The following is a 26,392-nucleotide window of genomic DNA, read 5'->3' as shown; positions in this document are numbered from 1 at the left end:
AGCCCCTATCACTCCGTCCCATGCGTCTGCTCATCATCGAGGACGACCGCGAGGCGGTCGCGTACCTGCTCAAGGCGTTTCGCGAGGCCGGCCACGTGCCGGACCAGGCGTCCGACGGCCTCGACGGCTACGCCCTGGCCCAGGAGGGCGACTACGACGTGCTCATCGTCGACCGCATGCTGCCCAAGCTCGACGGCCTGTCGCTGATCCGCTCGCTCCGCGAGCAGGGCGTGACCACGCCGGTTCTGATCCTCTCGGCTCTCGGCCAGGTGGACGACCGGGTGAAGGGCCTGCGGGCCGGAGGCGACGACTACCTGCCCAAGCCCTACGCCTTCTCCGAGCTCCTCGCCCGGGCCGAGGTGCTGGCCCGCCGCCGGGCCGGGCCGGGCACGGCCGCGGAGGCCACCGCCTACCGGGTCGGCGACCTCGAGCTCGACCGCCTGTCCCACCGCGTCACCCGGGCGGGCCACGAGATCGCGCTGCAGCCGCGCGAATTCCGCCTGCTCGAGTACCTGATGCGCCATGCCGGCCAGGTCGTGACCCGGACGATGCTGCTGGAGCATGTCTGGGACTACCATTTCGACCCGCAGACCAACGTCATCGACGTCCACGTCTCGCGCCTGCGCGCCAAGGTCGACAAGGATTTCGAGCACCCGATCATCCACACCGTGCGCGGCACCGGCTACGTGCTGCGTGTCGACGAGGCGCGCGGCGCCGGCCCGGCGTCGTGACGAATCTCGACGACGCCCCGGCCGGGCGCCTCGGCAACCTGTTCCGGACGACGGCCTTCAAGCTGTCCTTCGCCTATCTGGTGGTGTTCGCCACCTTCGCGCTGCTGGCGCTCGGCTACGTCGCCTGGAACGCCAGCCGGGCGCTCGACGACCAGATGGTCTCCACCATCGAGGCCGAGATCAACGGCCTGTCCGAGCAGTACAAGGTCGGGGGCCTGCGGCGCCTGATCTCCGCCGTGGAGCGGCGCGCCGGCGAGCCCGGGGCCTCCCTCTACCTCGTCACCAACGCGGCGGGCGAGCGCCTCGTCGGCAACATCGACGCCCTGCCCACCGGGCTCATCGTCGATCCCGGCCAGACCGAGGCCAACTATGCCCGCATCGGGGGCGCGCGCGACGTCGAGCACCGGGCGATCATGCAGATCTTCGTCCTGCCCGGCGGCTTCCGGCTCCTCGTCGGCCGCGACGTGGCCGAGCGCGACCGGCTGCGGGCGGTGATCGGGCGGACCTTCGGCTCGTCCGTGGGGCTGGTGGTGGTGCTGGGCGTGATCGGCGCCTGGTTCATCGCCAGCCGGGTCCTGAAGCGCGTCGACGCCATGACCGAGACCACCCGCCGGATCATGGCGGGCGACCTCGACGGTCGCCTCGCGGTGGCGGGGACCGGCGACGAGCTCGACCGGCTGGCGCGCAACCTCAACGCCATGCTGGAGCGCATCGGCGAGCTGATGCGCGGCCTGCGCGACGTCTCCGACAACATCGCCCACGACCTCAAGACGCCCCTGACCCGCCTGCGCAACCGGGCCGAGGAGGCCCTGCGCACGGCCGAGACGCCGGACGCCCTCCGGGCCGCGATGGAGGGGGTGATCGAGGAGAGCGACGGGCTGATCCGGATCTTCAACGCGCTCCTGATGATCGCCCGGCTGGAGGGCGTGAACGCCCGCGAGGACTTCCAGACCTTCGACGTCGCCGCCGTGGTCCAGGCCGTGGCCGAGCTCTACGAGCCCCTGGCCTCCGAGCAGGGCCTGGCGCTGCATGTCGAGACGGAGGGCGCCCCCCTGACCCTGCGCGGCAGCCGCGAGCTGATCGGGCAGGCGCTGGCCAACCTCATCGACAACGCGGTGAAGTATGGCGGGGCCAGCGGCGAGATCCGCCTCAGCGCCGCGCGGATCGGCGACACCCTGCGCCTCGGCGTCGCCGATTCCGGACCGGGCATCCCCAGCGAGGCCCGCGGCCGGGTGCTGGACCGCTTCGTCCGGCTGGAGGAGGCGCGCTCCCGGCCGGGCTTCGGCCTGGGCCTGAGCCTCGTCAACGCGGTGGTGCGCCTGCACCAGGGCACGCTGGCGCTGGAAGACCATGCCCCCGGGCTCGCCGTCGTGATAACCCTGCCGGCCGGAGATCCGACGGGAGGGTAGGGCATGAACCAGGCCGCCGACGCGCAGAGCCGCCGCCTTCGGGCGCGCTTGTCCGCCGCCCCGGTCCTGTCCGATCCCGACGGGGCGGCCGCGCGCCTCGCCGAGGTGGCGCCCGCCTGGCCGGCGGGCTTCCTCGACGCGCCCCTGCGTGCCCTGCTCCTCGGCCTCGCCGACCATTCCCCGTTTCTCTGGCAGCTGGTCGCCCGGGCGCCCGAGCGCCTCGCAGCCCTCGTCGAGGCCGAGCCGGAGGCGGCCCTGGCCGCCCTCGTCGCCCGGCAGCGGGATGCGGGCCGCGGGCCCGACCTCGACGCCGTCGCCGGCGCGCTGCGGCAGAACCGGGCGGAGCACGCGCTCCTCGTCGCTCTGGCCGATCTCGGCGGGCTCTGGCCCCTGGCCACGGTGACCCAGGCCCTCTCGGACTTCGCCGACGCCTCGGTGCGGGCGGCCGCCGACGCCATGCTGCTCCAGGCCGCGGCGGCCGGGCGCTTCCTGCCCCGCGATCCGAGCGCACCCCAGGCCGGCTCCGGGCTCATCGTCCTGGCGCTCGGCAAGCACGGGGCGGGCGAGCTGAACTATTCGAGCGACATCGACCTCGTGGTCTTCTTCGACCCCGAGACCGCCCCCCTGAAGGCCGACCTGCCGCCGACGCCCTTCTTCAGCAAGCTGGCGCAGGGCATGGCCAAGCTGTTGCAGGAGCGCACCGCCGACGGCTACGTCCACCGGGTCGATTACCGCCTGCGCCCGGACCCGGGCTCGACCCCGGCGGCCCTCTCGCTCAACGCCGCCTACGTCTATTACGAGAACCTCGGCCAGAACTGGGAGCGGGCGGCCTACATCAAGGCGCGGGCGATCGCGGGCGACATCCCGGCCGGGGAGGCCTTCCTGGCGAACCTGCGCCCCTTCGTCTGGCGCAAATACTTCGACTTCGCCTCCATCGCCGACGTGCACGCGATGAAGCGCCAGATCCACGCGGTGCGCGGCCACGACACGATCGCGGTGGCGGGCCACGACATCAAGCTGGGGCGCGGCGGCATCCGCGAGATCGAGTTCTTCGTCCAGACCCAGCAGCTCGTCTTCGGCGGGCGCCGGCCCGAGCTGCGCGGGCGCGGCACCGTCGCCATGCTCGACGGCCTGACCCGCGACGGCTGGATCGACGCCACCGCCCGCGACGACCTCACGGCGGCCTACGGCTTCCTGCGCACCATCGAGCACCGCCTGCAGATGCTGCGGGACGAGCAGACCCAGCGCCTGCCGAGCGAGGCCGACGAGCTCGAGCGCTTCGCGCGGTTCGCAGGCTTCGCCACGCGGGACGCCTTCGAGGCCGCCCTGTTCCACCAGGCCCGCCGGGTGCAGGGCCACTACGCCCTGCTGTTCGAGGCCGAGCCCGACTTGTCCTCCGATGTCGGCGACCTCGTCTTCAGCGGCACCGGCGACGACCCGGCGACCCTCGCGACCCTGGAGAAGCTCGGCTTCCGCGAGCCCGAGCGGGCGGTGGAGACCGTGCGCGGCTGGCATTTCGGCCGGCGGCCGGCGGTGCGGACGCCCCGCGCCCGCGAGGTGCTGACCGAGCTGGTGCCGGTGCTGATGCAGGCGCTCGGCGGCACCGCCCATCCGGACGCCGCCCTCGACACCCTCGACCGGGCCTTCGCCCGGATGCCGGCGGCCCTCGAACTCCTCACCATCCTGCGCTCGAACGAGCGCCTGCGCCTGCTCTTCGCCGACCTCCTCGGTACGGCGCCGCGCCTCGCCGAGACCGTCGCCTTCAGCCCGCACGTCCTCGACGCGGTGATCGACCGGGATTTCGCCGATGCCAGCGCGGATGCCGAGGCCCTGGCGCAGCAGGTTCGCGCCCGCCTCGGTCAGGCGAGCGACCACGAGGACTTCCTCGACCGGATCCGCGACGCCGCCCGCCAGCTCCGCTTCCTCACGGGCGCCCGGCTCCTCTCCGGCATCCTCTCGCCCGAGGAGGCCGGCCGCGCCTTCGCGGGAATCGCCGACGCGGTGATCGCCGTGACGGTGGAGCGCGTCTCCGCGACCTTCTTCTCCGAGCACGGGGCGGTGCCGAAGGGACGCCTCGCGGTGCTCGGCCTCGGGCGCCTCGGCGCGCGCCAGCTCACCGCGGATTCCGACCTCGACCTCGTGCTGGTCTACGACTTCGACCCCGACGACCGCACCAGCGCCGGCCCGAAGCCCCTCGACGCGGCGGTGGCCTATAACCGTCTCGCCCAGCGCATCGTCGCCGCCCTCACGGTGCCGACCCGGCGCGGCCATCTCTACGAGGTCGACCTGCGCCTGCGGCCCGGCGGCGGCCAGGGCCCGGTGGCGGTGCAGTGGCGCAGCTTCCGCAGCTACCATGCCGAGGAGGCGGAGCTCTGGGAGCACATGGCCCTGACCCGCGCCCGGGTGATCGCCGGCGATGCGGGCCTCGGCGCCGAGCTCGACGGCGAGATCCGCGCCGTCGTCGCCCGACCGCGGGACCCCGCCGACGTGCGGCGCGCGGTGCGGGAGATGCGCGCCCTCGTGGAGCGGGAGAAGGGCCATCGCGGCCCCCTCGACCTCAAGCTCGCCCCCGGCGGCCTCCTCGACCTCGACTTCCTGGCCCAGGCCCTGGTGCTCGGGCTGGCCCACCGGCGGCCGGACCTCGTCGGTCTCGGGGCCTGCGCGGTGTTCGCGAAGGCCGCCGACCACGGCGACCTCGCCCGCCCCGCGGCGGAGCGCCTGATCGAAGCCTACCGCCAGTTCGACGACGTGCTGCACTGGCAGCGCCTGATGGTGGAGGGCGACCCGGCCGAGGCCTCGCCCGTGGCCCTCTCGCGCCTCGCGGTGGCGATGGGTTCACCGGATTCGAACCGGCTGGTCGCCGGGCTCGACGAAGCGCGCATGGAGATCCGCGCGCTGTTCGAGCGCCTGATGGCGGGGTGAGGACGAGGGGGCGGGCCGATGCCCTCCGTCCCGGCAGCGCGATCACCGACGGCAGCGCACCGTCATTCCGGGGCGCCACAGGCGAGCCCGGAATCCAGAGCCGCAGACGAGGGAAAGTCCTGCACCACCTGTGTGTCTGGATCCCGGACTCCGCTGCGCGGCTCCGGGATGACGTGGTGCTGCGCGTGGGTTGCCGACGAGCGGATCGGTCCCTTCAATCCCCCTGCCTGCCAGAGGCCCCCGCCCCGAAAAGACCTCAGACCGTCTCCGGCACCGCCTCGGGCGGGCGCGGGGTGGCGCCGGCGGCGTCGCGAAGGGACGCGACGGTTTCCTGGGCGGCGGCGTCGACGAGGTTGCGGCGGTTCTCCGCGGTCGGGATCGGCAGCCGCACCATCACGATGGTGCCGAGGCCCTCCTGGGAGCGGATGCGCAGGGCGCCACCGTGCAGTTCGGCCATCGAGCGCGCGATGGCGAGGCCAAGCCCCGAGCCCTTGTGGCTGCGGGTGAGGTTGGTCTCGACCTGCTGGAACGGCGCGCCGAGGCGGCGCAGGGCCGATTTCGGGATGCCGATGCCGGTATCCTCCACGTAGATGTGGACGTTGGAACCGGCCGGCCGCGCCTTGATGATGATGCGGCCGTCGCCGGGGGGCGTGAACTTCACCGCGTTCTGCACGAGGTTGGTGAGGATCTGGTGCAGAGCGCGCTCGTCGGCCAGCACGGTCAGGTCCTCGACCACGTCCACGTTGATCGTCAGGGATTTGGCCCGGGCCGCCTCGCCTACGAGCTTCAGGGTGCCCTCGATCGCCCCGGCCACCGCGATCTCCCGCGGGGCGAGCTTCACCGTCTGGGCCTCGATGCGCGACATGTTGAGGATGTCGTCGATCACCGAGAGCAGGTAGTCGCCGCTGGTGCGGATGTCCCGGCAGTAATCGGTGTAGCGGGGCGAGCCGAGGGTGCCGTAGACCTCGCTCTCCATCAGCTCGGCGAAGCCCATGATGGCGTTGAGCGGCGTGCGCAGCTCGTGGCTCATGTTGGCGAGGAATTCGGACTTGGCCTGGTTGGCGCCCTCGGCCTGCGCCTTCTGGTCGAGGTAGCGCTCGGCGAGGTCGGCGAGCTGCTGGGTCTGGAGCTCCAGGGTCCGGCGGGAGCGCTTGAGGTCGCGCACGGTCTCGATCAGCTCGCGCTCGGACTGGACCAGCTGCTCCTGGTGGCGCTTGAGGCTGGTGATGTCGGTGCCCACCGAGACGTAGCCGCCGTCCTTGGTGCGGCGTTCGCTGATCTGGAGCCAGCGCCCGTCGGTGAGCTCGGCCTCGAAGGTGCGGGCGGTGGCGCCGCTCGGCTCCAGGTCCCGCAGCTCGCGCCGGACCGGCGGCAGCACGCCCCGGCCCATGATCTCGGCGTAGCGCCGGCCTGGAATCGCGTCCTCGGGGCTGAGGGCGTGGAGGTGGCGGAACTTCGAATTGCAGAGGACGAGGCGGTTGCCGGTGTCCCAGAGGACGAAGGCCTCGGAGATGGCCTCCACCGCGTCGCGCAGGCGCATGTCGGCGGTGGCGTTCAGTTCGGCGAGATTGCGCTGCTCGGTGACGTCGAGGGCGATGCCCACGAGGTGGCGGCCGCCGTCGATGGTGTCCGGCACGATCTCGGCCCGCATCCGCATCCAGACCCAGTTGCCGGTGGCGCCGCGCACTCGGAACTCGTGGTCGACGGTGGACTGGCTGGCCGCGAGGTGGCGCGCCAGGCTGTAGAGGTCGCCGTCGTCGGGGTGCACCAGGGCGTTCACATCGCCGAAGGACAGGAACTCGCGCTCGCGGTGATAGCCGAGGAGCGCGTACATTGAATCGGACCAGTAGATCCGTCCGCGCGGGATGTCCCAGTCCCAGAGGCCGCAGCGGCCGCGGCCGAGGGCGGTGTCCAGGCGCTGCTTGATCTCCTCGCAGACCCGGTCGACGGCGTAGGCCCGGCGGGTCTGCAGGGCGTAGGCGATGCCGGTGCCGATGATGACCAGGGCGGCGGCCCCGAGGAGGATCGCCTGGTTGCGCATCCGGGTGGTCCAGGCGGCGGTGATGGCGGTGAGCGGCTGGAGCACCGCCACCTGGCCCCGCCCGCCGGGCAGGTTGCGCAGGGCCGCGATCACCACGGAGCCGTCCGCCAGGGTCACGGTCATCACGCCCGCGCTCTCGCCCAGGGTGGAGAGCGCCTGCATCTCCCCGAGATGCTGGGTCAGGGTGCGGCGGGGGCCGGGCAGGGGCGGATTGGCCGCCACGATGACGTCGTTGGGGGAGATCAGCAGGATCTGACGGCCGGCATGGAGCAGGCCCGGCGGCAACAGGGCGCCGAGGTTGCGGTGGGCCGCCTCGCCCTTGGCCTCGCCGTCGATGTCGATTCCGGCGAAGGCCGCCGCGGCGAGGCGGGTCACCGCCTCCACGTCCGTGGTCGCCGCCCGGATCACCTCCTCGCGCTGGGCCTGCAGCAGCATAGCCGCCACCGCCCCGAGGCAGATCAGGAACGTGGCGAAGAGGGCCGGCAGGGCGAAGCGCAGCCAGGTCTCGGCACGCACGAAACGGACATGGGCGGCGTGTTGCGGCCGGTGGATGCCAAGAATCGTATCCGCACGCGCGGAGAGGGAAGCGGAATCCGCCTCCAGCATGGACTAACTCCGCCGTTGGGATTGTAGCACCGGGAAGGCGGGCCGCCCCGCTTTCCGAATCGTATACGATTCAACATTTCCGGTGGGGTTTTGTCCACGCGTTTTTTCCGGCCACGCTTGACTCCCGTTGCGAATCCGAGGTGCGGAATCGACGCCGGGGTGGGGCAAAAAAACGATTCCCTTCAGGCACTTGCTAGCCGGCGAGGGTCCGCTCCAGGATGTCCCCGACGTCCCGTGACAGACCGGCAACAGCGCGAATTTTCAGCAATGTGGTCTCGGCCCGGCCGCGGCGCTCCGGCTCCATCATCCGCCACGATCCGAAGGCCGTCAGGAGGCGCGCGGCCACCTGCGGGTTGGTCTTGTCGAGGGCCAGAACCGTCTCCGCCACAAGGGCATAGCCCGCGCCGTCGGGCCGGTTGAACTGGGTCGGGTTGCCCATGCTGAAGCTGCCGATGAGGGACCGGACCCGGTTCGGATTGCCCATCGAGAAGGCCGGGTGAGTCTGCAGGCGGCGAATGCGGTCAGGGGTTTCGGCCTCCGGGATCCCGGCCTGGATCGCCAGCCACTTGTCGAGGACCAGGGGTTCGGCGCGGTAGGCCTCTGCGAATCGGTCGAGCGCCGCTTCGCGCTCGGGACCCGGAACCTGGGACAGGACCGAGAGGGCGGCGAGCCGGTCCGTCATCGTCGTCGCCGCGTCCATCTGGTGTGCGGCGAGCAGGCTCGCCGCGGCCGGATCGGCCGCCGCCACGAGGTCGAGGGCCGCGTTGCGGAGGGCGCGCCGGCCGGCGGCCGCGGCCTCGGGGCTGAACGGCGTGCCGGGCGCGTCCGCCAGCGCGTCGCGCAAGGCGAGGAGCTGCGGCTTCAGGCGCGTCCCCAGCGCCCGGCGCAGGGCGTGCCGGGCCCGGTGGATCGCGTCCGGGTCGATCTCCGTGGCGATCTCGTTGGCGACGTCGGCCTCGCTCGGCAGGGCGAGGACCAGGGCGGCGAAGGCCGGGTCGATGAGGGCCTCGTCCGCCAGGAACCCGGCGAGGGCCGCACCGAACCCGTCCGCCCCGGCCTCCGGCAGGGTGCCCGACCGCGTCCCCTGCACGAGGAGGCGCATGGCCACGCTCTGGGCCGCCTGCCAGCGGTTGAAGGGGTCGGTGTCGTGGCGCAGCAGCGTCAGCGCGTCGGCATCCGGCATCTCGATCTCGACCCGCACCGGGGCGGAGAAGCCGCGAAACAGCGAGGGCACGGGGCGCACGGGGACGTCGGTGAAGGTCAGGCTGTCGCTGGCCTGGTCGAGCACGAACACGCCGTCGGCGACCCGGTCGCTCGCCGCCCCGGCGAGGGGGCCGTCCGGTCCGATCAGGCCGAGGCGGATGGGGATCACCAGGGGCGGGGCCTCGGCGCTGCCGGGCAGGCTCTGGCGGAGGGCGAGGCGGTAGGTCCGCGCCTCGGCGTCGTAGTGGCCCTGCACGGCGACCCGCGGCGTGCCGGGGCGCTCGTACCAGCGGGCGAAGGCGGTGAGGTCGCGGCCGGAGGTGGCTGCGAAGGCGGCGAGGAAATCCTCAACCGTGGCGGCGGTGCCGTCGTTGTCGGTGAAATAGCGGTCCATCCCGGCACGAAAGGCGTCCGCGCCGAGGAGCGTGCGCAGCATCCGCACGATCTCGGCGCCCTTCTCGTAGACGGTGGCCGTGTAGAAGTTGTTGATCTCGGTGTAGTGCCGCGGCCGCACCGGGTGGGCCAGCGGTCCGGCATCCTCGGGGAACTGGCGTGCCCTCAAGGTGCGGACCTCGCCGATGCGATGCACCGCGCGGGAGCGCATGTCGGAGGAGAATTCCTGGTCCCGGAAGACCGTCAGGCCCTCCTTGAGGCAGAGCTGGAACCAGTCGCGGCAGGTGATGCGGTTGCCGGTCCAGTTGTGGAAGTACTCGTGCGCGATGATCGCCTCGATGGCGGCGTAGTCCGCGTCGGTGGCCGTCTCGGGGGAGGCCAGGACGTAGCGGTCGTTGAAGATGTTGAGGCCCTTGTTCTCCATCGCGCCCATGTTGAAGTCCGAGACCGCGACGACGTTGAAGACGTCGAGGTCGTAGGCGCGGCCGAAGGCGGTCTCGTCCCAGGCCATCGAGCGGGCCACCGCGTCGAGGGCGTAGTCGGCGCGCGCCGCCTTTCCGGGCTCGACATAGACGGCGAGCTCCACCACGCGGCCCTCGCTGGTGGTGAAGGGGCGCCGCACGGCGTCGAGGCGGCCTCCCACCAGGGCGAAGAGGTAGGCGGGCTTCGGGTGGGGATCGTGCCAGGTCGCGAAGTGGCGCCCGGGGCCGGCCGCGCCAGACTCCACGCGGTTGCCGTTGCCCAGCAGAACCGGCGCCGCGTCGCGATCGGCCTCGATCCGCGTGGTGTAGACCGCCATCACGTCGGGCCGGTCGAGGAAGTAGGTGATCCGCCGGAAGCCGTCGGCCTCGCACTGGGTGCAGTAGACCCCGTTCGAGCGGTAGAGCCCCATCAGCTTGGTGTTGGCGCTCGGGTCGATCCGGGTCTCGATGCCGAGGGTGAAGGGGCCCGCCGGCGGCCGGTGCACGGTCAGGCCGGCCGGCGAGACGCTGTAGGCCTCGGGCGCGAGGTCGGCGCCGTCGAGGGTGAGGCGCTCCAGCACCAGGTCCTCGCCGTCGAGGACGAGGGGGGCGCCCGGGCGCCCGGCCGGGTTGGGGGCCAGGGTCAGCCGGGCCCGGACCCGGGTGGCGGTGGGATGGAGCGCGACGTCGAGGTCCACCGTGTCGATCCGGTAGTCGCTGGGGCGGTAATCCTCCAGGCGGATCGGGATCGGGGCTTCGGTGCGCATGCGGACTCCTCGGGCTGAGCCCCCACTGTGCGGGGTGCGCCGCGGCGGCGCAACGCGCGCCGGCTCCGGCGCGTTGACGCGCATCCCGCGTTGACGCGTGCGCGCGCCGGACCACATAGGCGCCAGTCCCTCGGAGAGCTCCAACCCATGCGATTCCTGCACACCATGGTCCGCGTCGCGGACCTCGACCGCGCCCTCGACTTCTACGTGAACACCTTCGGGCTGCAGGAGGTGCGGCGCGTCGACAACGAGAAGGGCCGCTTCACCCTCGTGTTCCTCGCCGCCCCCGACGATGCCGGCACGGCCAAAGAGACCCAGGCGCCCGTGATCGAGCTGACCCACAACTGGGACCCGGAGACCTATTCGGGCGGGCGCAACTTCGGCCACCTCGCCTACGAGGTCGACGACATCTACGCGTTCTGCGCCAAGCTGCAGGCGGCCGGGGTCACGATCAACCGCCCGCCCCGCGACGGCAACATGGCCTTCGTGAAGTCCCCCGACGGCATCTCGATCGAGCTGCTGCAGAAGGGCCCGGCCAAGCCGCCGCAGGAGCCCTGGTCCTCCATGGAGAACACCGGCTCCTGGTAGCGTCCACCCGGGACGGACGACCCCGCGCGGGGCCGTTCGTCCCGGTCCGGATCCCCAGTGTCGGTCCCCGCTCTCAGGCGCCGGTCTCGGGCACGGGCGTGATGCCGAGCTGGCTCAGCTTGGCCGCCACGATCTCGATCGGCCGGCGCAGCTTCAGGCTCATGACGGAGACCGGGATGCCCTCGCGGGCCATCTCGGTGAGTTGCTGGACGGATTCGAGCGTCCAGGCCGTGTCGTTCGTCGCCATCGCGTCCTCCTGATCCGTTGCGGTGCGTGGCGCCGGCAAGATGCCCGCGCGCCAGCCCCGGTGACGTGGCGCGGCCGGGACCGTCCGCCAAGGTGCGGAGCCGAATTCGCTCGAGATTGCGTCGGCCGCCGTGAAGCTGCGGACCTCAACATGCTGATATGCGCTTCCGCCAGGGGCTGCGGTCGCGCCGCCGGTGCCGGTGCGCTGGACGCCGTCGATGATTGCTTTGAACTCGTCCTCATTGTGGGAAGCGGTGCCATCGCCGAGGACAAAAATCCGAGCGTTGCCCTCGTCAAGCCGCATCAGTTCGGTGAGCACGCCCTGAAACTTCTCTGACGTCAGCCCACGCTTTATCTTGTCAAAGTCATCATAGATGATCAGGAAATCCTCGTCGCAGTTGCGACCGAGTGCGGCCGTCAGCATTTTTCCGCAAGATCAGCATCCACGACGACGACCCGTGGCGTTCAGCGGCGCGCCTTGACCGAACGCGACATCGGTTCGATCAATTCAGGCCCGCGAGCCGCTCCGCTGTGCGCGCCGTTTCGAGGAACTTGGCAAGAAATTCCTGGAGCATCGCCGATTTGTATTGGAGAATGTAGCGAGGGTGCTCGACGATCAGCACGTGCGCGAAGATCTCAAGTTCGTCGTTCAGCGCTTTCAGAACCCTGCTGTTTTCGCCAGACCCGATGATGATGAGTACCCCGCGGTGGCCGATATCGGCCTGCCGCCGGACCTGATCCGGGATCGAAGCCATGACCTCATCAGGTAGATCCCTGTCGTAATAATTGCAGTATTTGTCTTTTTTCAGGATCGAAAGCGGATATGCTGCGCCAGCATAATGTCGAGCATAGAAGGTCTTTGGCCCGCCATAGGCGTCGATAAATTGGTAGAAGAAGTCGGCCGTCAGTTCCCGGCTCTTGCTGAATTCGTTCGCAATGCCGCACTTCTCGAGCAAGGCAAAGCCGTCTGTATAGGGCACGCCGGTCGAGGTCGGGCGAACCCGGCTCGGGTTGATGCCGAGCCAGAAGACGCGGCTTTGGTCGTCATCATAATATGCGTTGCAGAACGTCACCATAGCCTTGCGGCGCTGATCATCGGCGGTCGGAGACAACAATGCGACTTCGGGGGTCGCCCAGCGAAAACGCTCGAGCGAATCATAGAATTCCAATACTCTGGATCCGAATGTCGAAGTCATGCCATAATCCTTAGTAAACCTGGTATTTTACGCTAGTTGGCGCGACTAGTGGGGAGGAATGCCTGTGATGGATGAGTTGGTCAAGGAAAAGCAGCGAGGATTCTTCAGAGACAATCGCGCCGGATGCGCATTTGCGGCTTTCGCGGCGAAGGACCCGGTTAGATATGGGTGGCGGTCGCTAGTCATCCCGGTTAGCCCGGACGCGATCGGCGTCCAACTGCGCGACGCGATCGACAGCCCCGAGACGCAGGCGCTATCGCTGATTTTCCCCTCCGTGCAGAGCGCGAACGATGTGCTGGAGCTGACGGGCGCCTGCCTGGAGACGGGGTTATTCCATGACGAAGGCTTCGACAACGGGACGCTCAAGTTCATTAGACTACGCGCGCAGGTCGGCGAGGATTTGTCGTGGGTGACGGGCTTCGGTCCGTTCGGCTTCCTGCCGCTGACGCGCCAGGCGCCGTATTGTGAACTGACGATCCGGGTGAAGCCGCGGCCTGATTATAATTGGCACTTCAAGCCGCCGATCGAGGGCGTCATCCATCTCGCCGATCTTGAGATGGTTGGTCTCAGCGAGAGGGACCTCAAGCGCCTTTGGAATGTCTCGTTTTACAAGACGCAGAAAATCCTCGGCCATGCCCCCGATGAAGAGAGCGCGGCGAAGACCACCTTCGTGGTCCCGCTCTAACGCGGCAGCGAGGTAGGGATTTACCTAAGCCATTGTGTCACTGTTGCGATTAGGGCGATTGCGGCGAGGCGGTCGTATCGTGTCGCGATGCGCTATCCCCTGATCCTCGGGCCTGTCCGCGCGGTTAGGGCGCGGCGCGCCACACTGGGGCAGGCGGGGCGGAGGTGGCTGCCGGCAAGCGGGGCGGGCGAAACCCAGCCCTTGACCCCCGGGCCGTGCCCGGCGCACACCCGCGCCGGATCAGTCGGCCGGGCGGCCGCTCCGGCCCGCAAGGTCCGGGGAGGAAAGTCCGGGCTCCATGGAGAGACGGTGCCGGATAACGTCCGGCGGGGGCGACCCCAGGGACAGTGCCACAGAGAGCAGACCGCCACGGACCGGCGCGAGCCGATCCGCGGTAAGGGTGAAAGGGTGCGGTAAGAGCGCACCGCGGACGCGGCAACGCGGACGGCACGGCAAACCCCACCGGGAGCAAGACCGAATAGGGGCGACACGGCGGGCCTTACGGTCCGTCAGGCCCTCTCTCCAGGCCCGTCGCCCGGGTTGGTTGCTCGAGGCGATCGGCAACGATCGTCCCAGAGGAATGGCCGCCACGTCCGGGGACCGCGAGGGTCCCGGGCCCTACAGAACCCGGCTTATAGGCCGACTGATCCGCCTGAAGGTTCATCGCGGGCGGCGTCCGCCCGGGACGTCTTGCCCGGCCCGGCCGGCGGACCGTTTGAGGCGCCGGACTGCCCGCGCGCGATGAGAAATGGCCGTCGGTGCCCCATTCCCGGTGGTTGCGACGGCGCGCACCGGCAGACCGCTTTGCGCGGGAAAACTTACGCTCGGTTAACCTTGCTGAGGTCTGATCGTCCCGAGCCGCTCCCCCTCGGCCAGGTTCGTTGACGGCGCTCAGAGGCCCATGGTACCCCGATTCATCCCGTCAACGGCGATTTTCGGATCGACGGACGCACCCTGTCCCAGGCAGGCCGGTGTCCGCATGCGCGGTCGCGTCACGCGTCGACCCGGAGACGCCCCGTCTCTCCGAGCCGCGCCTGCGCGCTCCAGCCCCGTGGAAGGGACGCATGCGCCGCATCAGTCCGCTCGAGTCCTCGCTTCGTCCCTCCGCCCATGCGGCGTCCGTACCCGGGCGGGCGCGACCGCCGCGCGCCGGGGCGCCCCGATGACGCGCGCTCCCCGCGAGGCGCGGGTGAACCGGGTGCCCGACGGGGCGCCGCACGTCCCCGTCCTCCTGGCGGAGGTCCTCGATTCCCTCGACCTGCCGGGCCGGGCTCTGGCCGTGGACGGCACCTTCGGGGCCGGCGGCTACACCCGCGCGATGCTCGCGGCCGATCCGTCCGTTCACGTTCTGGCGATCGATCGCGACCCCGGCGCCATCGCGGGCGGGGCACCCCTGGTGGCCGAGGCCGGCGGGCGCCTGACCCTGGTGCCGGGCCGCTTCGGCGGGCTCGACGCCTGCGTTCAGGGCGCCGGCCATGCCGCCGCCGACGCGGTCGTCCTCGATATCGGCGTCTCGTCGATGCAGATCGACCAGCCCGAGCGCGGCTTCTCCTTCCGCAACGACGGCCCCCTCGACATGCGCATGGAGCGCGCCGGGCCGAGTGCCGCCGACCTCGTCAACGAGTCCGAGGAAGCCGACCTCGCCGACATCATCTTCCACTACGGCGAGGAGCGCCGCTCCCGCGCCGTCGCCCGGGCGATCATCGAGGCGCGCCGCAGGGGCCGCATCGAGACCACCGCGGCCCTGGCCGACATCGTCGCCAGCGTGGTCTGGGCGGATCCCGCCAGCGGCATCCACCCGGCGACCCGGACCTTCCAGGGCCTGCGCATCGCGGTCAACGACGAGCTCGGCGAGCTCGTGCAGGCGCTCCACGCCGCCGAGCGCATCCTGCGGCCCGGCGGCCGCCTCGCGGTGGTGACCTTCCATTCGCTGGAGGACCGGATCGTGAAGCAGTTCTTCTCGGCCCGCAGCGGCCGGGCGGCCCAGGCCTCCCGCCACCTGCCGAGCCTGGAAGCGCCGGCCCCCCGCAGCTTCGCGGCCGTGACCAAGGGTCCGGTGCTGCCGACCGAGGCCGAGACCGCCGCCAATCCCCGTGCCCGCTCGGCCAAGCTGCGCGCGGTGGAACGCACGGACGCCCCCGTGCCCGCCCCCCTGGCCGCCATCGAGACCCTGGCCGCGCTGCCCGCGCGGACCGGTCGGAGCGGAGGAGCACGCCGGTGATCCGTTTGCTCAACCTGATCGCGGTGCTCGGCCTGATCGGCTCGGCGATCTACGCCTACTCGATCAAGTACGACACGCTCTACCAGGCCGGGCAGGTCTCGAAGGCCCAGACCCAGCTCAAGAAGGAGCGCCAGGCCATCGCGGTGCTGCGCGCCGAGTGGCAGCTCCTGACCCGGCCCGACCGGCTCCAGGCGGCGGTGGACCGCTACCTCGCCCTCGAGCCCATCGGCACCGCCCATCTCGGCCGCCTCGCCGACCTGCCGGCGCGGCCCGACCGCGGCGACGAGATCGGCCGGCTGCTGGCCGCCACCGCGACGCCGAAGGAGAAGCCGGTGGCGGGCCGCGGCGGCGACGAGCCGCGCACCACCGGCAGCATCACGCCGCGCACCACCACGACCAGAACCCCGACCACGACTTCGAGGTAGTGCCCGTGTCCGAAGTCCCGCCGCCCGGCCGAGACGCCGATTCCGCCGCCGCGTCGACCCCCGCGCCGGCCGAGCCCACTGCCGTCGCGGCGCCGGACGCGATGCCCGTCGAGCGGACGCGGCTGGAGCCGGCCGCCGAGGGCCTCGCGCCACCGCCCGTGTCGCGGCGCGCCTGGGTCATCCGTAACGCGCGGGCGATGTTCCACCTCGCCATCGAGCGCTCCTACACCCGCGTCGGCCTCGTGGGCCTCGCCTTCACACTGGTGTTCGGCACCATCGCCGGCCGCCTGATCCTCGGGGCGGCCTTCCCGGAGGCCGACAACGGCGACCGCCGGATCGCGGCCGCCGCCACTACGGCGATCCGGCCCGACATCGTCGACCGCAACGGCGAGATCCTCGCCACCGACATCCGCACGGTCTCGATCTTCGCCGAGCCGCGCAACATCTACGACAAGGACGAGGCGGTCGAACTCCTCACCGCCGTGCTGCCGCAGATCAACGCCACCGAACTGCGCGCCAAGCTCTCCACCAAGAAGGGCTTCGTCTGGGTCAAGCGCGAGATCACGCCGAAGCAGCAGGCCGAGGTCCACCGCCTCGGCATCCCGGGCATCGGCTTCCTGCCCGACCACAAGCGCGTCTACCCGAACGGCGTGGCCGCGGCCCACATCCTCGGCGTGACCAACCTCGACAACATCGGCATCGCGGGCATCGAGAAGTACATCGACAACCAGGGCAACAAGGCCCTCAACGATTTCGGCCTCGTGGCCAAGCAGACCGACCTCGCGCCGATCCAGCTCTCCATCGACCTGCGCGCGCAGTTCGCCGTGCGGGACGAGCTCGCCTGGGGCCTGGAGCACTTCAAGGCCAAGGCCGCCGCCGGCATGATCCTCGACGTCCAGACCGGCGAGGTCATCGCGCTCGCCTCCCTGCCGGACTTCGACCCGAACGACCCGGCCGATGCGCTCAACCCCGACCGCATCAACCGCATGAACGTCGGCGTCTACGAGATGGGCTCGACCTTCAAGGCGATGACCCTGGCGATGGCGCTCGATTCCGGCAAGTACAACGTCAACTCGACCTTCGACACCCGCGGCGGCGTGCTGAACTGGGGCCGCCAGAAGATCCACGAATATCACGGCACCAACCGGGTCATCACCATGCCGGAGGTGTTCACGCACTCGTCCAACATCGGCTCGGCCAAGATGGCCCTCGGCATCGGCGTGCCCGGCCACAAGGCCTTTCTGAAGAAGATGGGCCTGACCGACCGCATGCGGACGGAGCTGCCCGAGAGCGCCGAACCCCTGGTGCCGCCGCGCTGGACCGAGATCAACACCATCACCATCGCGTTCGGCCACGGCCTCGCGGTGGCGCCGATCCAGGCGACCGCGGCGGTGGCGGCCATCGCCAATGGCGGCTTCCTGATGACCCCGACCTTCCTCAAGACCACGCCCGAGGCGGCGATGGCCAAGGCCACCCGGGTGCTCAAGCCCGAGACCAGCGAGGCCATGCGCTTCATCATGCGCCTCAACGCCGTCGAGGGCTCGGCCAAGAAGGCCGCGATCCCGTACTACTTCGTGGGCGGCAAGACCGGAACCGCCGAGAAGGTGATCCACGGCCGCTACGTGAAGAACCGCCTGTTCACGACCTTCATGGCCGCCGCCCCCATGAACAACCCGAAATACCTCTTCGTCACCATCATGGACGAGCCGCAGGGCCTGCCGGAATCCGGCGGCTACGCCACGGCGGCCTGGAATTCCGGCGTCGTCACCGGCCGGACGATCGAGCGGGTCGCGCCCATCCTGGGCCTGCCGCCGCAATTCGATCCGCCGGCGAAGCCCTTCCCCCTCATGGTGAAGCTCGGCGCCTACCACGCCACGCAGGTGGACGGGCGATGAGCGGGCCGACCCTCGGCGGGCTCTTTCCCGAGGCGGAGGCCGGCCTCGCCGGCTTGCCGGTCGCGGGGCTCACGGCGGACTCCCGCAAGGTCGCGCCGGGCTTCGTCTTCGTCGCCGTGCCCGGCACCGTCGCGGATGGCCGCCGCTTCGCCGCGGACGCCGCGACCGCCGGCGCCGTGGCGGTGGTGAGCGAGGGCGCGCGGCCGAAGGGGCTCGACGGGCGCGTGCCCTACGTCGCCGTGGCGGACGTGCGCCGCAGCCTCGCCTGCGCGGCCCGGGCCTTCTCGGGCCGGCAGCCGGCCCAGGTGGTGGCGGTGACGGGGACGAGCGGGAAGAGCTCGGTCACGGATTTCGTGCGCCAGATCCTGGCCCGCCTAGGCGCCGAGGCCGCGAGCCTCGGCACGGTGGGCATCGTCACCAACCGGGGCGCCACCTACGGCTCCCTGACCACCCCCGACCCCGTGACCCTGCACGCCACCCTGGCGCGGCTGGCCGAAGACGGCATCGCCTACCTCGCCATGGAGGCCTCCTCCCACGGGATCGAGCAGCGCCGCCTCGACGGGGTCGAGCTCGCCGCGGTGGGCTACACCAATCTCGGGCGCGACCACCTCGACTACCACGCCACCATGGACGATTACCTGGCGGCCAAGCTGCGGCTGTTCACGACCCTGGCGCAGCCTAGCATCCCGGCGGTGATCAACCTCGACGGCGCCTATGCCGACGTCGTGGTGGCGGCGGCCGCCGCCCGCGGCCTCGACGTCCACACCACGGGGTCGAAGGGCGACACGGTGCGGCTGGTCTCCGCGCGCACCGAGGGCTTCCACCAGCACCTCGCCCTGCAGGCGCCCGGTCCCTCGGGCCGGCTGCAGGACTACGCCGTGCGCCTGCCGCTGGTCGGCGGCTTCCAGGTGGAGAACGCGCTGCTCGCCGCCGGCCTCGTCCTGGCGACCCCCGCCGGCCGGGCCAACCCCGCGGGCGTCATCGCCGCCCTCGACCACCTCACCGGCGTGCCGGGCCGGATGGAGCGAATCGGCGAGGCCAATGGCGGCCTGTGCCTCGTGGATTACGCCCACAAGCCGGAGGCCCTCGAGGGCGTGCTGACCGCCCTGCGCCCCTTCGCGACCGGGCGCCTGCGCCTCGTCTTCGGCTGCGGCGGCGACCGCGACACCGGCAAGCGCCCGATCATGGGCGCCATCGCGGCGGACAAGGCGGACGTCGTCATCGTCACCGACGACAATCCGCGCAGCGAGGACCCGGCGGCGATCCGCGCCGCGATCCTGGCCGCCGCCCCGGGCGCCGTCGAGATCGGCGACCGGGCCGAGGCGATCCGTACCGCCGTGCGGGCCCTGGAGCCCGGCGACGTCCTCGTGGTGGCCGGCAAGGGCCATGAAACCGGCCAGATCGTGGGGTCACAGGTTCTGCCCTTCTCGGACCACGACGTCCTCCGGGCTGCGATCGCGGAACGCTCAGCATGACCCAAATGACCCCGCCCGGCACGGCCCCGCTCTGGAGCGGCGAAGCCCTGGAGGCCGCCACCGGCGGCACCCTCCTGGGCGCGCGCAGGCCGATCACCGGCGCCTCGATCGACACCCGCACGCTGGAGCCGGGCGACCTGTTCTTCGCCATCCGGGGCGAGGCCCGGGACGGGCACGACTTCGTCGCGGCCGCCCTGGCGCGGGGTGCCGGCGCGGCCGTGGTCGCCGCCGACCGGGCGCAGGCCTTCGCCGAAGCCGGGCCGGTCCTGGCGGTGGCGGGGGCGGGCGAGGACCCGGTCCTCGACGCCATGCGGGCGCTCGGCGCCGCGGCCCGCGCCCGAACTGACGCGGGCATCGTCGCGGTGACGGGGTCGGTCGGCAAGACCGGCACCAAGGAGGCCCTGCGCCACGTCCTGTCCGCGCAGGGGGCGACCCACGCCTCCATCGCCTCCTACAACAACCACTGGGGCGTCCCCCTGACCCTGGCGCGGATGCCGGCCCAGACGCAGTTCGGCGTGTTCGAGATCGGCATGAACCACGGGGGCGAGATCGTGCCGCTCACCGCGATGGTGCAGCCCGACATCGCCCTGATCACGACGGTCGAGCCCGTCCATATCGAGCACTTCGCCTCCGTGTCGGCCATCGCCGACGCCAAGGGCGAGATCTTCTCGGGCCTGAAGGCCGGCGGCACCGCGATCCTCAACCGCGACAACCCCCACTATGCCCGCCTCCTCGCCCATGCCCTGGCCTCGCGGGCAGGCCGGGTCGTCAGCTTCGGCGAGCACCCGGAGGCGGATGTCCGCGCGCAGCGCATCGTCCTGCGCCCCGACCTCTCGGTGGTGGATGCGGTGGTGATGGGCATCCCGGTGACCTACCAGCTCGGCACGCCGGGCCGGCACACGGCCATGAATTCCCTCGGCGTGATGGCGGTGGTGCATGCGCTCGGGGCGGACCTCGCCCGCGCGGCCCTGTCGCTGGCGGCCCTGCGCCCGCCCGTCGGCCGCGGCGAGCGCACCGCCCTGGCGATCGGGGCGGGCGAGGCCTTCCTGGTCGACGAGAGCTACAACGCCAACCCGGCCTCCATCCGCGCCGCCCTGGCGACGCTCGCCGGCATCGAGACCGGCCCGCGCGGGCGCCGCATCGCGGTGCTGGGCGACATGCTCGAACTCGGGCCCGAGGGCGAGGCCCATCACCGCGACCTCGCCGGACCGGTGGAGACGGCGAAGGTCGACCTCGTCTTCACGGCCGGCCCGCTGATGCGAAACCTGTTCGAGGCCCTGCCGGTGAGCCGGCGCGGCGCCTGCGCGGCGACCTCGTCCGACCTCCTCGAGCCCGTGCTCTCCGCGCTCCGTCCCGGAGACGCCGTGATGGTGAAGGGCTCGAACAGCATCCGCATGGGCCGGATTGTGGAAGCGCTCAAAGCCCGTTACGCGAACGCCCAAGCCGAACCGCCGCACGCCGTCGCGCGCTGAGGCGACCGTCATCACGGCCGGGGAGGGGGCGCGGCGCGCCCCCGGTCTCCGGCCGATTCCGAATCGAACCACGGCCGGGTGCTGGATGCTGTATCTCCTGTCGGACTTGAGCGGCACCGTCTCCGCCCTCAACGTCTTCCGCTACATCACCTTCCGCACCGGCGGCGCGCTGTTCACGGCGGGCCTGTTCGTGTTCTGGTTCGGGCCGCTGATCATCTCCTCGCTGCGCCTGCGCCAGGGCAAGGGCCAGCCGATCCGTGAGGACGGCCCCCAGTCGCACCTGCTGACGAAGCGGGGCACCCCGACCATGGGCGGCCTGATGATCCTGGCCGGCTGCGTGGTGGCGATCCTGCTCTGGGCCAACCCGCGCAACCACTACGTCTGGGTCACCCTGGCGGTGACGCTGGGCTTCGGCGCGATCGGCTTCTACGACGACTACCTCAAGGTGACGAAGCAGTCGCACAAGGGCTTCTCGGGCAAGTTCCGCCTGCTGCTGGAAGCCTGCATCGCCATCGCGGCCTGCGTGCTGATCGCGGTCTACTCGCCTCCGACCCTGCAGAACCAGCTCGCCTTCCCGATCTTCAAGGACGCGCTCCTGAACCTCGGCTGGTTCTACGTTCTGTTCGCCGCCTTCGTGATCGTCGGGGCCGGCAATTCGGTGAACATGACCGACGGCCTCGACGGCCTCGCCATCGTGCCGGTGATGATCGCCTGCGGCACCTTCGGCGTCATCGCCTACCTCGTCGGCAACGTCTTCACGGCGGGCTACCTCCAGGTGAACTACGTCCGCGACACCGGCGAGCTCGCGGTGGTCTGCGGCGCGGTGATCGGGGCGGGGCTGGGCTTCCTCTGGTTCAACGCGCCCCCCGCCCAGGTCTTCATGGGCGATACCGGGTCCCTGGCGCTGGGCGGTCTCCTCGGCACCATCGCGGTGGCGACCAAGCACGAGATCGTCCTGGCCATCGTGGGCGGCCTGTTCGTGCTGGAGATGATGTCGGTCATCATCCAGGTCGCGTCGTTCAAGCTCACGGGCAAGCGGGTCTTCCGCATGGCGCCGATCCACCACCATTTCGAGCAGAAGGGCTGGAAGGAGCCGCAGGTCGTGATCCGCTTCTGGATCATCGCCGTGATCCTGGCCTTGGCCGGCCTCGCCACCCTGAAGCTGCGCTGATCCGCATGACGCCCGTCACCACCTTCGCCGGCCAGAAGGTCGCCCTGTTCGGCCTCGGCGGCTCCGGCCTCGCCACCGTCCGGGCGCTGATCGCCGGGGGCGCCGACGTGCTGGCCTGGGACGATTCCCCGGAGAGCACGGGCCGCGCCCGCGACCAGGGCATCACCGTCTTCGACCTGAATGAGGCGGACTGGAGCGGCTTCTCGGCCCTCATCCTCGCCCCCGGCGTGCCCCTGACCCACCCGGCGCCGCACTGGACGGTGGAGAAGGCCGGCGCGGCCGGCATCCCGGTGATCGGCGACATCGAGCTGTTCTGCCGGGAGCGCCGGGCGCGCGCACCGGGCGCGCCCTTCGTCGCCATCACGGGCACCAACGGCAAGTCGACCACCACGGCGCTGATCGCCCACATCCTCGCCTCCGCCGGGCGCGACGTGCAGATGGGCGGCAACATCGGCACCGCGATCCTGTCGCTGGCGCCGCCGGCGCCGGACCGCATCCACGTGATCGAACTGTCGTCGTTCCAGATCGACCTGACGCCGAGCCTCGACCCGAGCCTCGGCATCCTCCTCAACATCACGCCGGACCACCTCGACCGCCACGGCACGCTGGACGCCTACGCCGCCATCAAGGCGCGGCTGGTGGCGGGCGCGGAATGCGCCATCGTCGGCGTCGACGACGACCTCAGCCGCGCCATCGCCGAGGACCGCGTCGGTCCCCTCGTGCGCATCCACGTGGGAACGCCCGAGGCGGGCTTCGACGGCCTGTCCGCCCGCGACGGGACGGTGTTCGACGCCGACGGCACGCCCCTCGCCGATCTCGGCGGGATCGGGTCGCTGCGCGGGGCGCACAACTGGCAGAACGCGGCGGTGGCCGCGGCCTGCGTCCGCGCCCTCGGGATCGATGACGCCGAACTCGTCGCCGGCCTGCGCAGCTTCCCCGGCCTGCCGCACCGGATGGAAGCCGTCGGCCGGCGCGGACGCGTGCTCTTCGTCAACGACTCGAAGGCCACCAACGCCGATTCCACCGAGAAGGCGCTCACCGCCTTCCGCGACGTTCACTGGATCCTCGGCGGCAAGGCCAAGGAGGGCGGCATCGCCCCCCTGGCGCCCCTCTTCGATCGCGTCGCCCACGCCTACCTGATCGGTGCGGCGAGCGACGCCTTCGCCGCCACCCTGGAGGGCCGGGTGCCCTACACGGCCTGCGGCACCCTCGCGGTCGCCACCGCCCGGGCGGCCGAGGCCGCCGCCGCGTCGGAGGCGGCCGAGCCCGTGGTGCTGCTCTCGCCGGCCTGCGCCTCCTACGACCAGTTCCGGAGTTTCGAGGATCGTGGGGATCAGTTCCGGAATCTGGTGCGCGCGCTGCCCTGAGGCCGGCCGGGCGCGGAATCGCGATCCAAATTCTCAATCATTCTGGCGTCCCATCCTGCGGGTGTAGCGCGGTCCCGCCCTGTCGGCGGCGCGGGGATGGGTTGAGTGCATGGCGTCCACGATGGCACCCGGCGCGTCGCGCTGGCAGGCGGGAGCCTGGGCCCACATCCCCGTCCTGAAGGTGCTCCGACGCCTGGCGATGCTGCTCCTCGTCGCCTTCATCTTCTTCGCCTGCTTCGCCTTCTCGGACACCTCGCCCTACGACGTGGTGGCGATCCCCACCATCGTGCTCTGGCTCTGCCTCGGCCTGCGCCTACACCGGGGCATGGTGCCGCTGCTCGGGCTGCTGATCCTCTATGTCGGCGCGATCACGGTGGCGCTGATGCCCTATGTCGACCAGCCCCTGTCGGTCACCTGGACGATCCAGCTCGCCTACCTCGCCATCACGGGCGTGTTCTTCGCGATGCTGTTCTCCGACGACACGCAGGCGCGGATGGAGCTGGCGCTCAAGACCTTCGTGGCGAGCTGCCTGTTGTCCAGCGCCTTCGGCATCGTCGGCTACTTCGGATACATCCCGACCGAGGACCTATTCTACAAGTACGGCCGCGCCTCGGGCACCTTCCAGGATCCGAACGTCTTCGGTTCGTTCCTCACCCTGGGCGCCCTCTACCTGATGCACGGCCTCCTCCTCGGTACCAGCCGGCGGCCGGTCCTCTCGTCGGCGATCCTCATGGTGATCGTGGCGGGCATCTTCCTGTCGTTCTCGCGCGGTTCCTGGGCGGGCTCGCTCATCGCCGTCGCCGTGATGGTCGGCAGCGTCTACACCACCAGCCCCTCGGCGCGCCTGCGCCGCCGCATCGTCACCCTGACGGTGCTGGCCCTCGTCGCCACCACGGTCGCCATCGTCGGCCTGCTCTCGATCGGCGACACCGCGGAGATGTTCTCCCAGCGCGCCGCGGTCACGCAGGACTACGACACCGGCGAGACCGGGCGCTTCGGCAACCAGCTGCGCGGCCTGAACATGCTGGTGGACGAGCCCCTCGGCATGGGTCCCCTGCGCTGGCGCCTGATCTTCGCCCTGGAGCCGCACAACACCTATATCGGCAGCATCGCCAATGGCGGCTGGCTCGCCGGCGTCGCCTTCGTCGGCCTCGTGCTGACGACGAGCGTGGTCGGCTTCCGGCTGATGCGCCACGACACGCCCTATCGCCGCCACGCCCAGATCGTCTGGCCGGCCCTGCTGATGTTCTTCCTGCAGGCTCTCCAGATCGACATCGAGAAGTGGCGCCACGTCTACATGATGCTGGGCATGATTTGGGGCCTGGAAGCCGCCCGCCTGCGCTGGCGCGCGGGCGGGTCGCGGGGCTGACGCGACTGGGCGCGGGCGGGGGCTCAGCCCCCCGCGGGCTCCGATGCCTCGGGCTCCTCCGGTTCCGGATCGGCCGTCCAGGCCGTTGCGAAGGCCGCGAGGTGGCGGGCATCCGCGAAGGCCAGGACGGTGACCGCCCGGTCGGCCGGCATCGCGCCGGGATAGGGCGCCAGCAGCACCTTCTCCTCGGAGAACCGGGCGCCCGGCGCGTGCTCGGCGAGCCAGGCTTCGGCCTCCGGGGAGAGCCGGCTCGGATCGGCCGGGTCGCGCGCCCGCGCGTCGCCGCGCAGCACGAGGACGTAGGAGCCGAGCGCCGGATTGCGCTGCTGGACCGCTTTCACGATGTCGAGAAACATGCCGATCGGGTTCCGGTTGTGCTCAGTGCAGCTTCACGCGCGACTCGGTGCGCCGGGTCAGCGCCCGGGCGACCGCGTCCAGGGTCGTCTTCACGGTGCCGTGCAGGGCCTGCTCGTGCATCTTGTACAGCGAGCGGTACATCATCCGCGCGAACAGCCCGGCGATGAACATGTTCTTGCCCTTGATGAACCCCATCAGGCTGCCGACCGTCGAGTATTCGCCCAGCGAGACCAGCGAGCCGAAGTCGCGGTACTTGAAGGCTTTCAGCGGCTTGCCGGCCATCTTGTCGGGGATGATCTTGATGAGGTGCGAGGCCTGCTGGTGGGCCGCCTGCGCCCGGGGCGGGATCGGGGTATCCGAGCCCTTCTCCACGAGATAGGCGCAGTCGCCCATCGCGAAGATGTCCGGGTCGCGGGTGGTCTGCAGGGTCGGGGTCACCACGAGCTGGTTGTTGCGCGTGGTCTCGAGGCCGCCGATTTCGTGCAGGAACGGCGGCGCCTTCACGCCGGCGGCCCAGACCACCAGTTCGGAGGGGATGAAGCCGCCATCGGCGAGCTGGACCCCGTCGGGCCGGACCTCGGTGACGCGGGCGCCGGTGCGGACCTCGACGCCGATCTTGGCGAGGAGCTCCATGACGTCGCGGGACATCCGCTCCGGCACCGCCGGCAGGATGCGGCTCGCGGCCTCCACCAGGGTGATCTTCAAGTCCTTGGCCGGGTCGATGCGGTCGAGGCCGGTGGCCGCCACGTGGCGGGTGGTGCGGTGGAGTTCGGCGGCGAGCTCGGTGCCGGTGGCGCCGGCCCCGATCACGGTGACGTGGAGCTGGCCCGGCCGCACCGGCCCCGGCTGGGTGTGGGCCCGCAGCATCCCGTTCACCAGGCGCTGGTGGAAGCGCACCGCCTGGCTCTGGGTGTCGAGGGCGATGGCGTTCTCCTGCACGCCGGGCGTGCCGAAATCGTTGGTGGTCGAGCCCACCGCCATCACCAGCGTGTCGTAGGGGATCTCGCGGATCGGCGTGACCTCGCGGCCCTCGGTGTCGTGGCTGGCCGCGAGGTGAATCACCCGCTTGGACCGGTCGAGGCCGGTCATCTCGCCGATCCGGTAGCGGAAATGATGCCGGTGGGCATGGTGGAGGTAATCGACCGCGTGGTGGCCGACATCGAGGCTGCCGGCGGCGACCTCGTGCAGCAGCGGCTTCCAGATGTGGGTCCGCGCCCGGTCGACCAGGGTGACGTGCGCCTTGTGCGTGCGACCGAGCTTGTCGCCCAGCTTCGTGGCGAGCTGCAGGCCCGCCGCGCCGCCGCCGACGACCACGATGCGATGCAGATTGTCCTCGGTTTCGCCCGGTACCATGTCGCTCAGGTCCTCGTGTGCCGCGATTGTACGGATGCG

General features: G+C 71.0%; 19 protein-coding genes and 1 other RNA gene. 14 read left to right on the top strand and 6 right to left on the bottom strand.

Annotation, left to right across the window (positions count from 1 at the left end; translation table 11 throughout):
• The first annotated feature begins 20 nt into the window (after positions 1–20).
• From AC6EUL_RS10530 to AC6EUL_RS10520, 3 genes are read left to right on the top strand one after another with little or no spacing between them, the layout of a single operon-like run.
• The gene (locus AC6EUL_RS10530) at positions 21–731 is read left to right on the top strand and encodes a winged helix-turn-helix domain-containing protein (RefSeq protein ID WP_499870038.1); all 711 of its coding nucleotides are present in this window, start codon (positions 21–23) and stop codon (positions 729–731) included.
• Entirely contained in the window at positions 728–2,140 is a 1,413-nt protein-coding gene (locus tag AC6EUL_RS10525) for a sensor histidine kinase (RefSeq protein ID WP_056350483.1), read from the top strand. The genes AC6EUL_RS10530 and AC6EUL_RS10525 overlap by 4 nt, the downstream gene beginning before the upstream one ends.
• Before the next feature lie 3 nt (positions 2,141–2,143).
• A complete protein-coding gene (locus AC6EUL_RS10520) occupies positions 2,144–5,062 on the top strand; it encodes a bifunctional [glutamine synthetase] adenylyltransferase/[glutamine synthetase]-adenylyl-L-tyrosine phosphorylase (protein WP_499870037.1) in 2,919 nt (972 codons plus the stop codon).
• 256 nt (positions 5,063–5,318) lie between these two features.
• On the opposite strand, the gene AC6EUL_RS10515 is transcribed toward AC6EUL_RS10520, so the two are convergent.
• Positions 5,319–7,709 carry a PAS domain-containing sensor histidine kinase gene (locus AC6EUL_RS10515; RefSeq protein ID WP_056269829.1) on the bottom strand — a complete coding sequence of 797 codons (2,391 nt, stop codon included), beginning with the start codon at positions 7,707–7,709 and terminating at the stop codon, positions 5,319–5,321.
• A 193-nt stretch (positions 7,710–7,902) separates the two neighbouring features.
• Positions 7,903–10,533, bottom strand: a complete 2,631-nt coding sequence (pepN, locus tag AC6EUL_RS10510) for an aminopeptidase N (RefSeq protein ID WP_056382496.1) — start codon at positions 10,531–10,533, stop codon at positions 7,903–7,905.
• Between the two features lie 147 nt (positions 10,534–10,680).
• On the opposite strand from pepN, the gene gloA reads away from it, so the two are divergent.
• Positions 10,681–11,121 carry a lactoylglutathione lyase gene (gloA, locus tag AC6EUL_RS10505; RefSeq protein WP_056216966.1) on the top strand — a complete coding sequence of 147 codons (441 nt, stop codon included), beginning with the start codon at positions 10,681–10,683 and terminating at the stop codon, positions 11,119–11,121.
• Between the two features lie 73 nt (positions 11,122–11,194).
• On the opposite strand, the gene AC6EUL_RS10500 is transcribed toward gloA, so the two are convergent.
• Positions 11,195–11,791 carry a hypothetical protein gene (locus tag AC6EUL_RS10500; protein WP_499870036.1) on the bottom strand — a complete coding sequence of 199 codons (597 nt, stop codon included), beginning with the start codon at positions 11,789–11,791 and terminating at the stop codon, positions 11,195–11,197.
• 79 nt (positions 11,792–11,870) lie between these two features.
• On the bottom strand, positions 11,871–12,563 hold the full coding sequence (locus AC6EUL_RS10495; protein WP_499870035.1) for a uracil-DNA glycosylase family protein: 693 nt from the start codon (positions 12,561–12,563) through the stop codon (positions 11,871–11,873).
• Between the two features lie 67 nt (positions 12,564–12,630).
• On the opposite strand from AC6EUL_RS10495, the gene AC6EUL_RS10490 reads away from it, so the two are divergent.
• The 10 genes from AC6EUL_RS10490 to AC6EUL_RS10445 all read left to right on the top strand — a co-directional run bounded on the left by AC6EUL_RS10490 (position 12,631) and on the right by AC6EUL_RS10445 (position 24,643).
• The gene (locus AC6EUL_RS10490; protein WP_499870034.1) at positions 12,631–13,248 is read left to right on the top strand and encodes a hypothetical protein; all 618 of its coding nucleotides are present in this window, start codon (positions 12,631–12,633) and stop codon (positions 13,246–13,248) included.
• Between the two features lie 240 nt (positions 13,249–13,488).
• Positions 13,489–13,899, top strand: an RNA gene (gene rnpB / locus AC6EUL_RS10485) — RNase P RNA component class A.
• A 511-nt stretch (positions 13,900–14,410) separates the two neighbouring features.
• Complete coding sequence (gene rsmH, locus AC6EUL_RS10480) at positions 14,411–15,469, top strand: 16S rRNA (cytosine(1402)-N(4))-methyltransferase RsmH (RefSeq protein WP_056269824.1); 1,059 nt, start codon at positions 14,411–14,413, stop codon at positions 15,467–15,469.
• On the top strand, positions 15,466–15,894 hold the full coding sequence (gene ftsL, locus AC6EUL_RS10475; protein ID WP_056216973.1) for a cell division protein FtsL: 429 nt from the start codon (positions 15,466–15,468) through the stop codon (positions 15,892–15,894). Before rsmH ends, ftsL begins: the two co-directional genes overlap by 4 nt.
• A 101-nt stretch (positions 15,895–15,995) precedes the next feature.
• Positions 15,996–17,789 carry a peptidoglycan D,D-transpeptidase FtsI family protein gene (locus AC6EUL_RS10470; protein ID WP_056269988.1) on the top strand — a complete coding sequence of 598 codons (1,794 nt, stop codon included), beginning with the start codon at positions 15,996–15,998 and terminating at the stop codon, positions 17,787–17,789.
• Positions 17,786–19,264, top strand: a complete 1,479-nt coding sequence (locus AC6EUL_RS10465; protein WP_499870033.1) for a UDP-N-acetylmuramoyl-L-alanyl-D-glutamate--2,6-diaminopimelate ligase — start codon at positions 17,786–17,788, stop codon at positions 19,262–19,264. Before AC6EUL_RS10470 ends, AC6EUL_RS10465 begins: the two co-directional genes overlap by 4 nt.
• The gene (locus AC6EUL_RS10460; protein WP_499870032.1) at positions 19,261–20,736 is read left to right on the top strand and encodes a UDP-N-acetylmuramoylalanyl-D-glutamyl-2,6-diaminopimelate--D-alanyl-D-alanine ligase; all 1,476 of its coding nucleotides are present in this window, start codon (positions 19,261–19,263) and stop codon (positions 20,734–20,736) included. The genes AC6EUL_RS10465 and AC6EUL_RS10460 overlap by 4 nt, the downstream gene beginning before the upstream one ends.
• Positions 20,737–20,821: 85 nt before the next feature.
• Positions 20,822–21,907: a phospho-N-acetylmuramoyl-pentapeptide-transferase gene (mraY, locus tag AC6EUL_RS10455; protein WP_056216982.1), complete on the top strand. Its 1,086-nt coding sequence runs from the start codon at positions 20,822–20,824 to the stop codon at positions 21,905–21,907.
• A 5-nt stretch (positions 21,908–21,912) separates the two neighbouring features.
• Entirely contained in the window at positions 21,913–23,274 is a 1,362-nt protein-coding gene (gene murD, locus AC6EUL_RS10450; RefSeq protein WP_499870031.1) for a UDP-N-acetylmuramoyl-L-alanine--D-glutamate ligase, read from the top strand.
• A 109-nt stretch (positions 23,275–23,383) separates the two neighbouring features.
• A complete protein-coding gene (locus AC6EUL_RS10445) occupies positions 23,384–24,643 on the top strand; it encodes an O-antigen ligase family protein (RefSeq protein ID WP_499870030.1) in 1,260 nt (419 codons plus the stop codon).
• Between the two features lie 23 nt (positions 24,644–24,666).
• Here the strand turns inward: AC6EUL_RS10445 and AC6EUL_RS10440 are convergent, their stop codons facing one another.
• Both AC6EUL_RS10440 and AC6EUL_RS10435 read right to left on the bottom strand, forming a co-directional pair.
• Positions 24,667–24,999 (bottom strand): hypothetical protein, encoded by a 333-nt coding sequence (locus tag AC6EUL_RS10440; protein WP_056216991.1) that lies wholly within the window; start codon positions 24,997–24,999, stop codon positions 24,667–24,669.
• 22 nt (positions 25,000–25,021) lie between these two features.
• Complete coding sequence (locus AC6EUL_RS10435) at positions 25,022–26,353, bottom strand: NAD(P)/FAD-dependent oxidoreductase (protein ID WP_056216997.1); 1,332 nt, start codon at positions 26,351–26,353, stop codon at positions 25,022–25,024.
• Positions 26,354–26,392 lie beyond the last annotated feature (39 nt).

The sequence above is a fragment of the Methylobacterium sp. 001424705 genome (assembly GCF_059816145.1).
The sequence above is the reverse complement of the archived record's forward strand: the minus strand, read 5'-3'. Positions and strand labels throughout refer to the sequence as shown.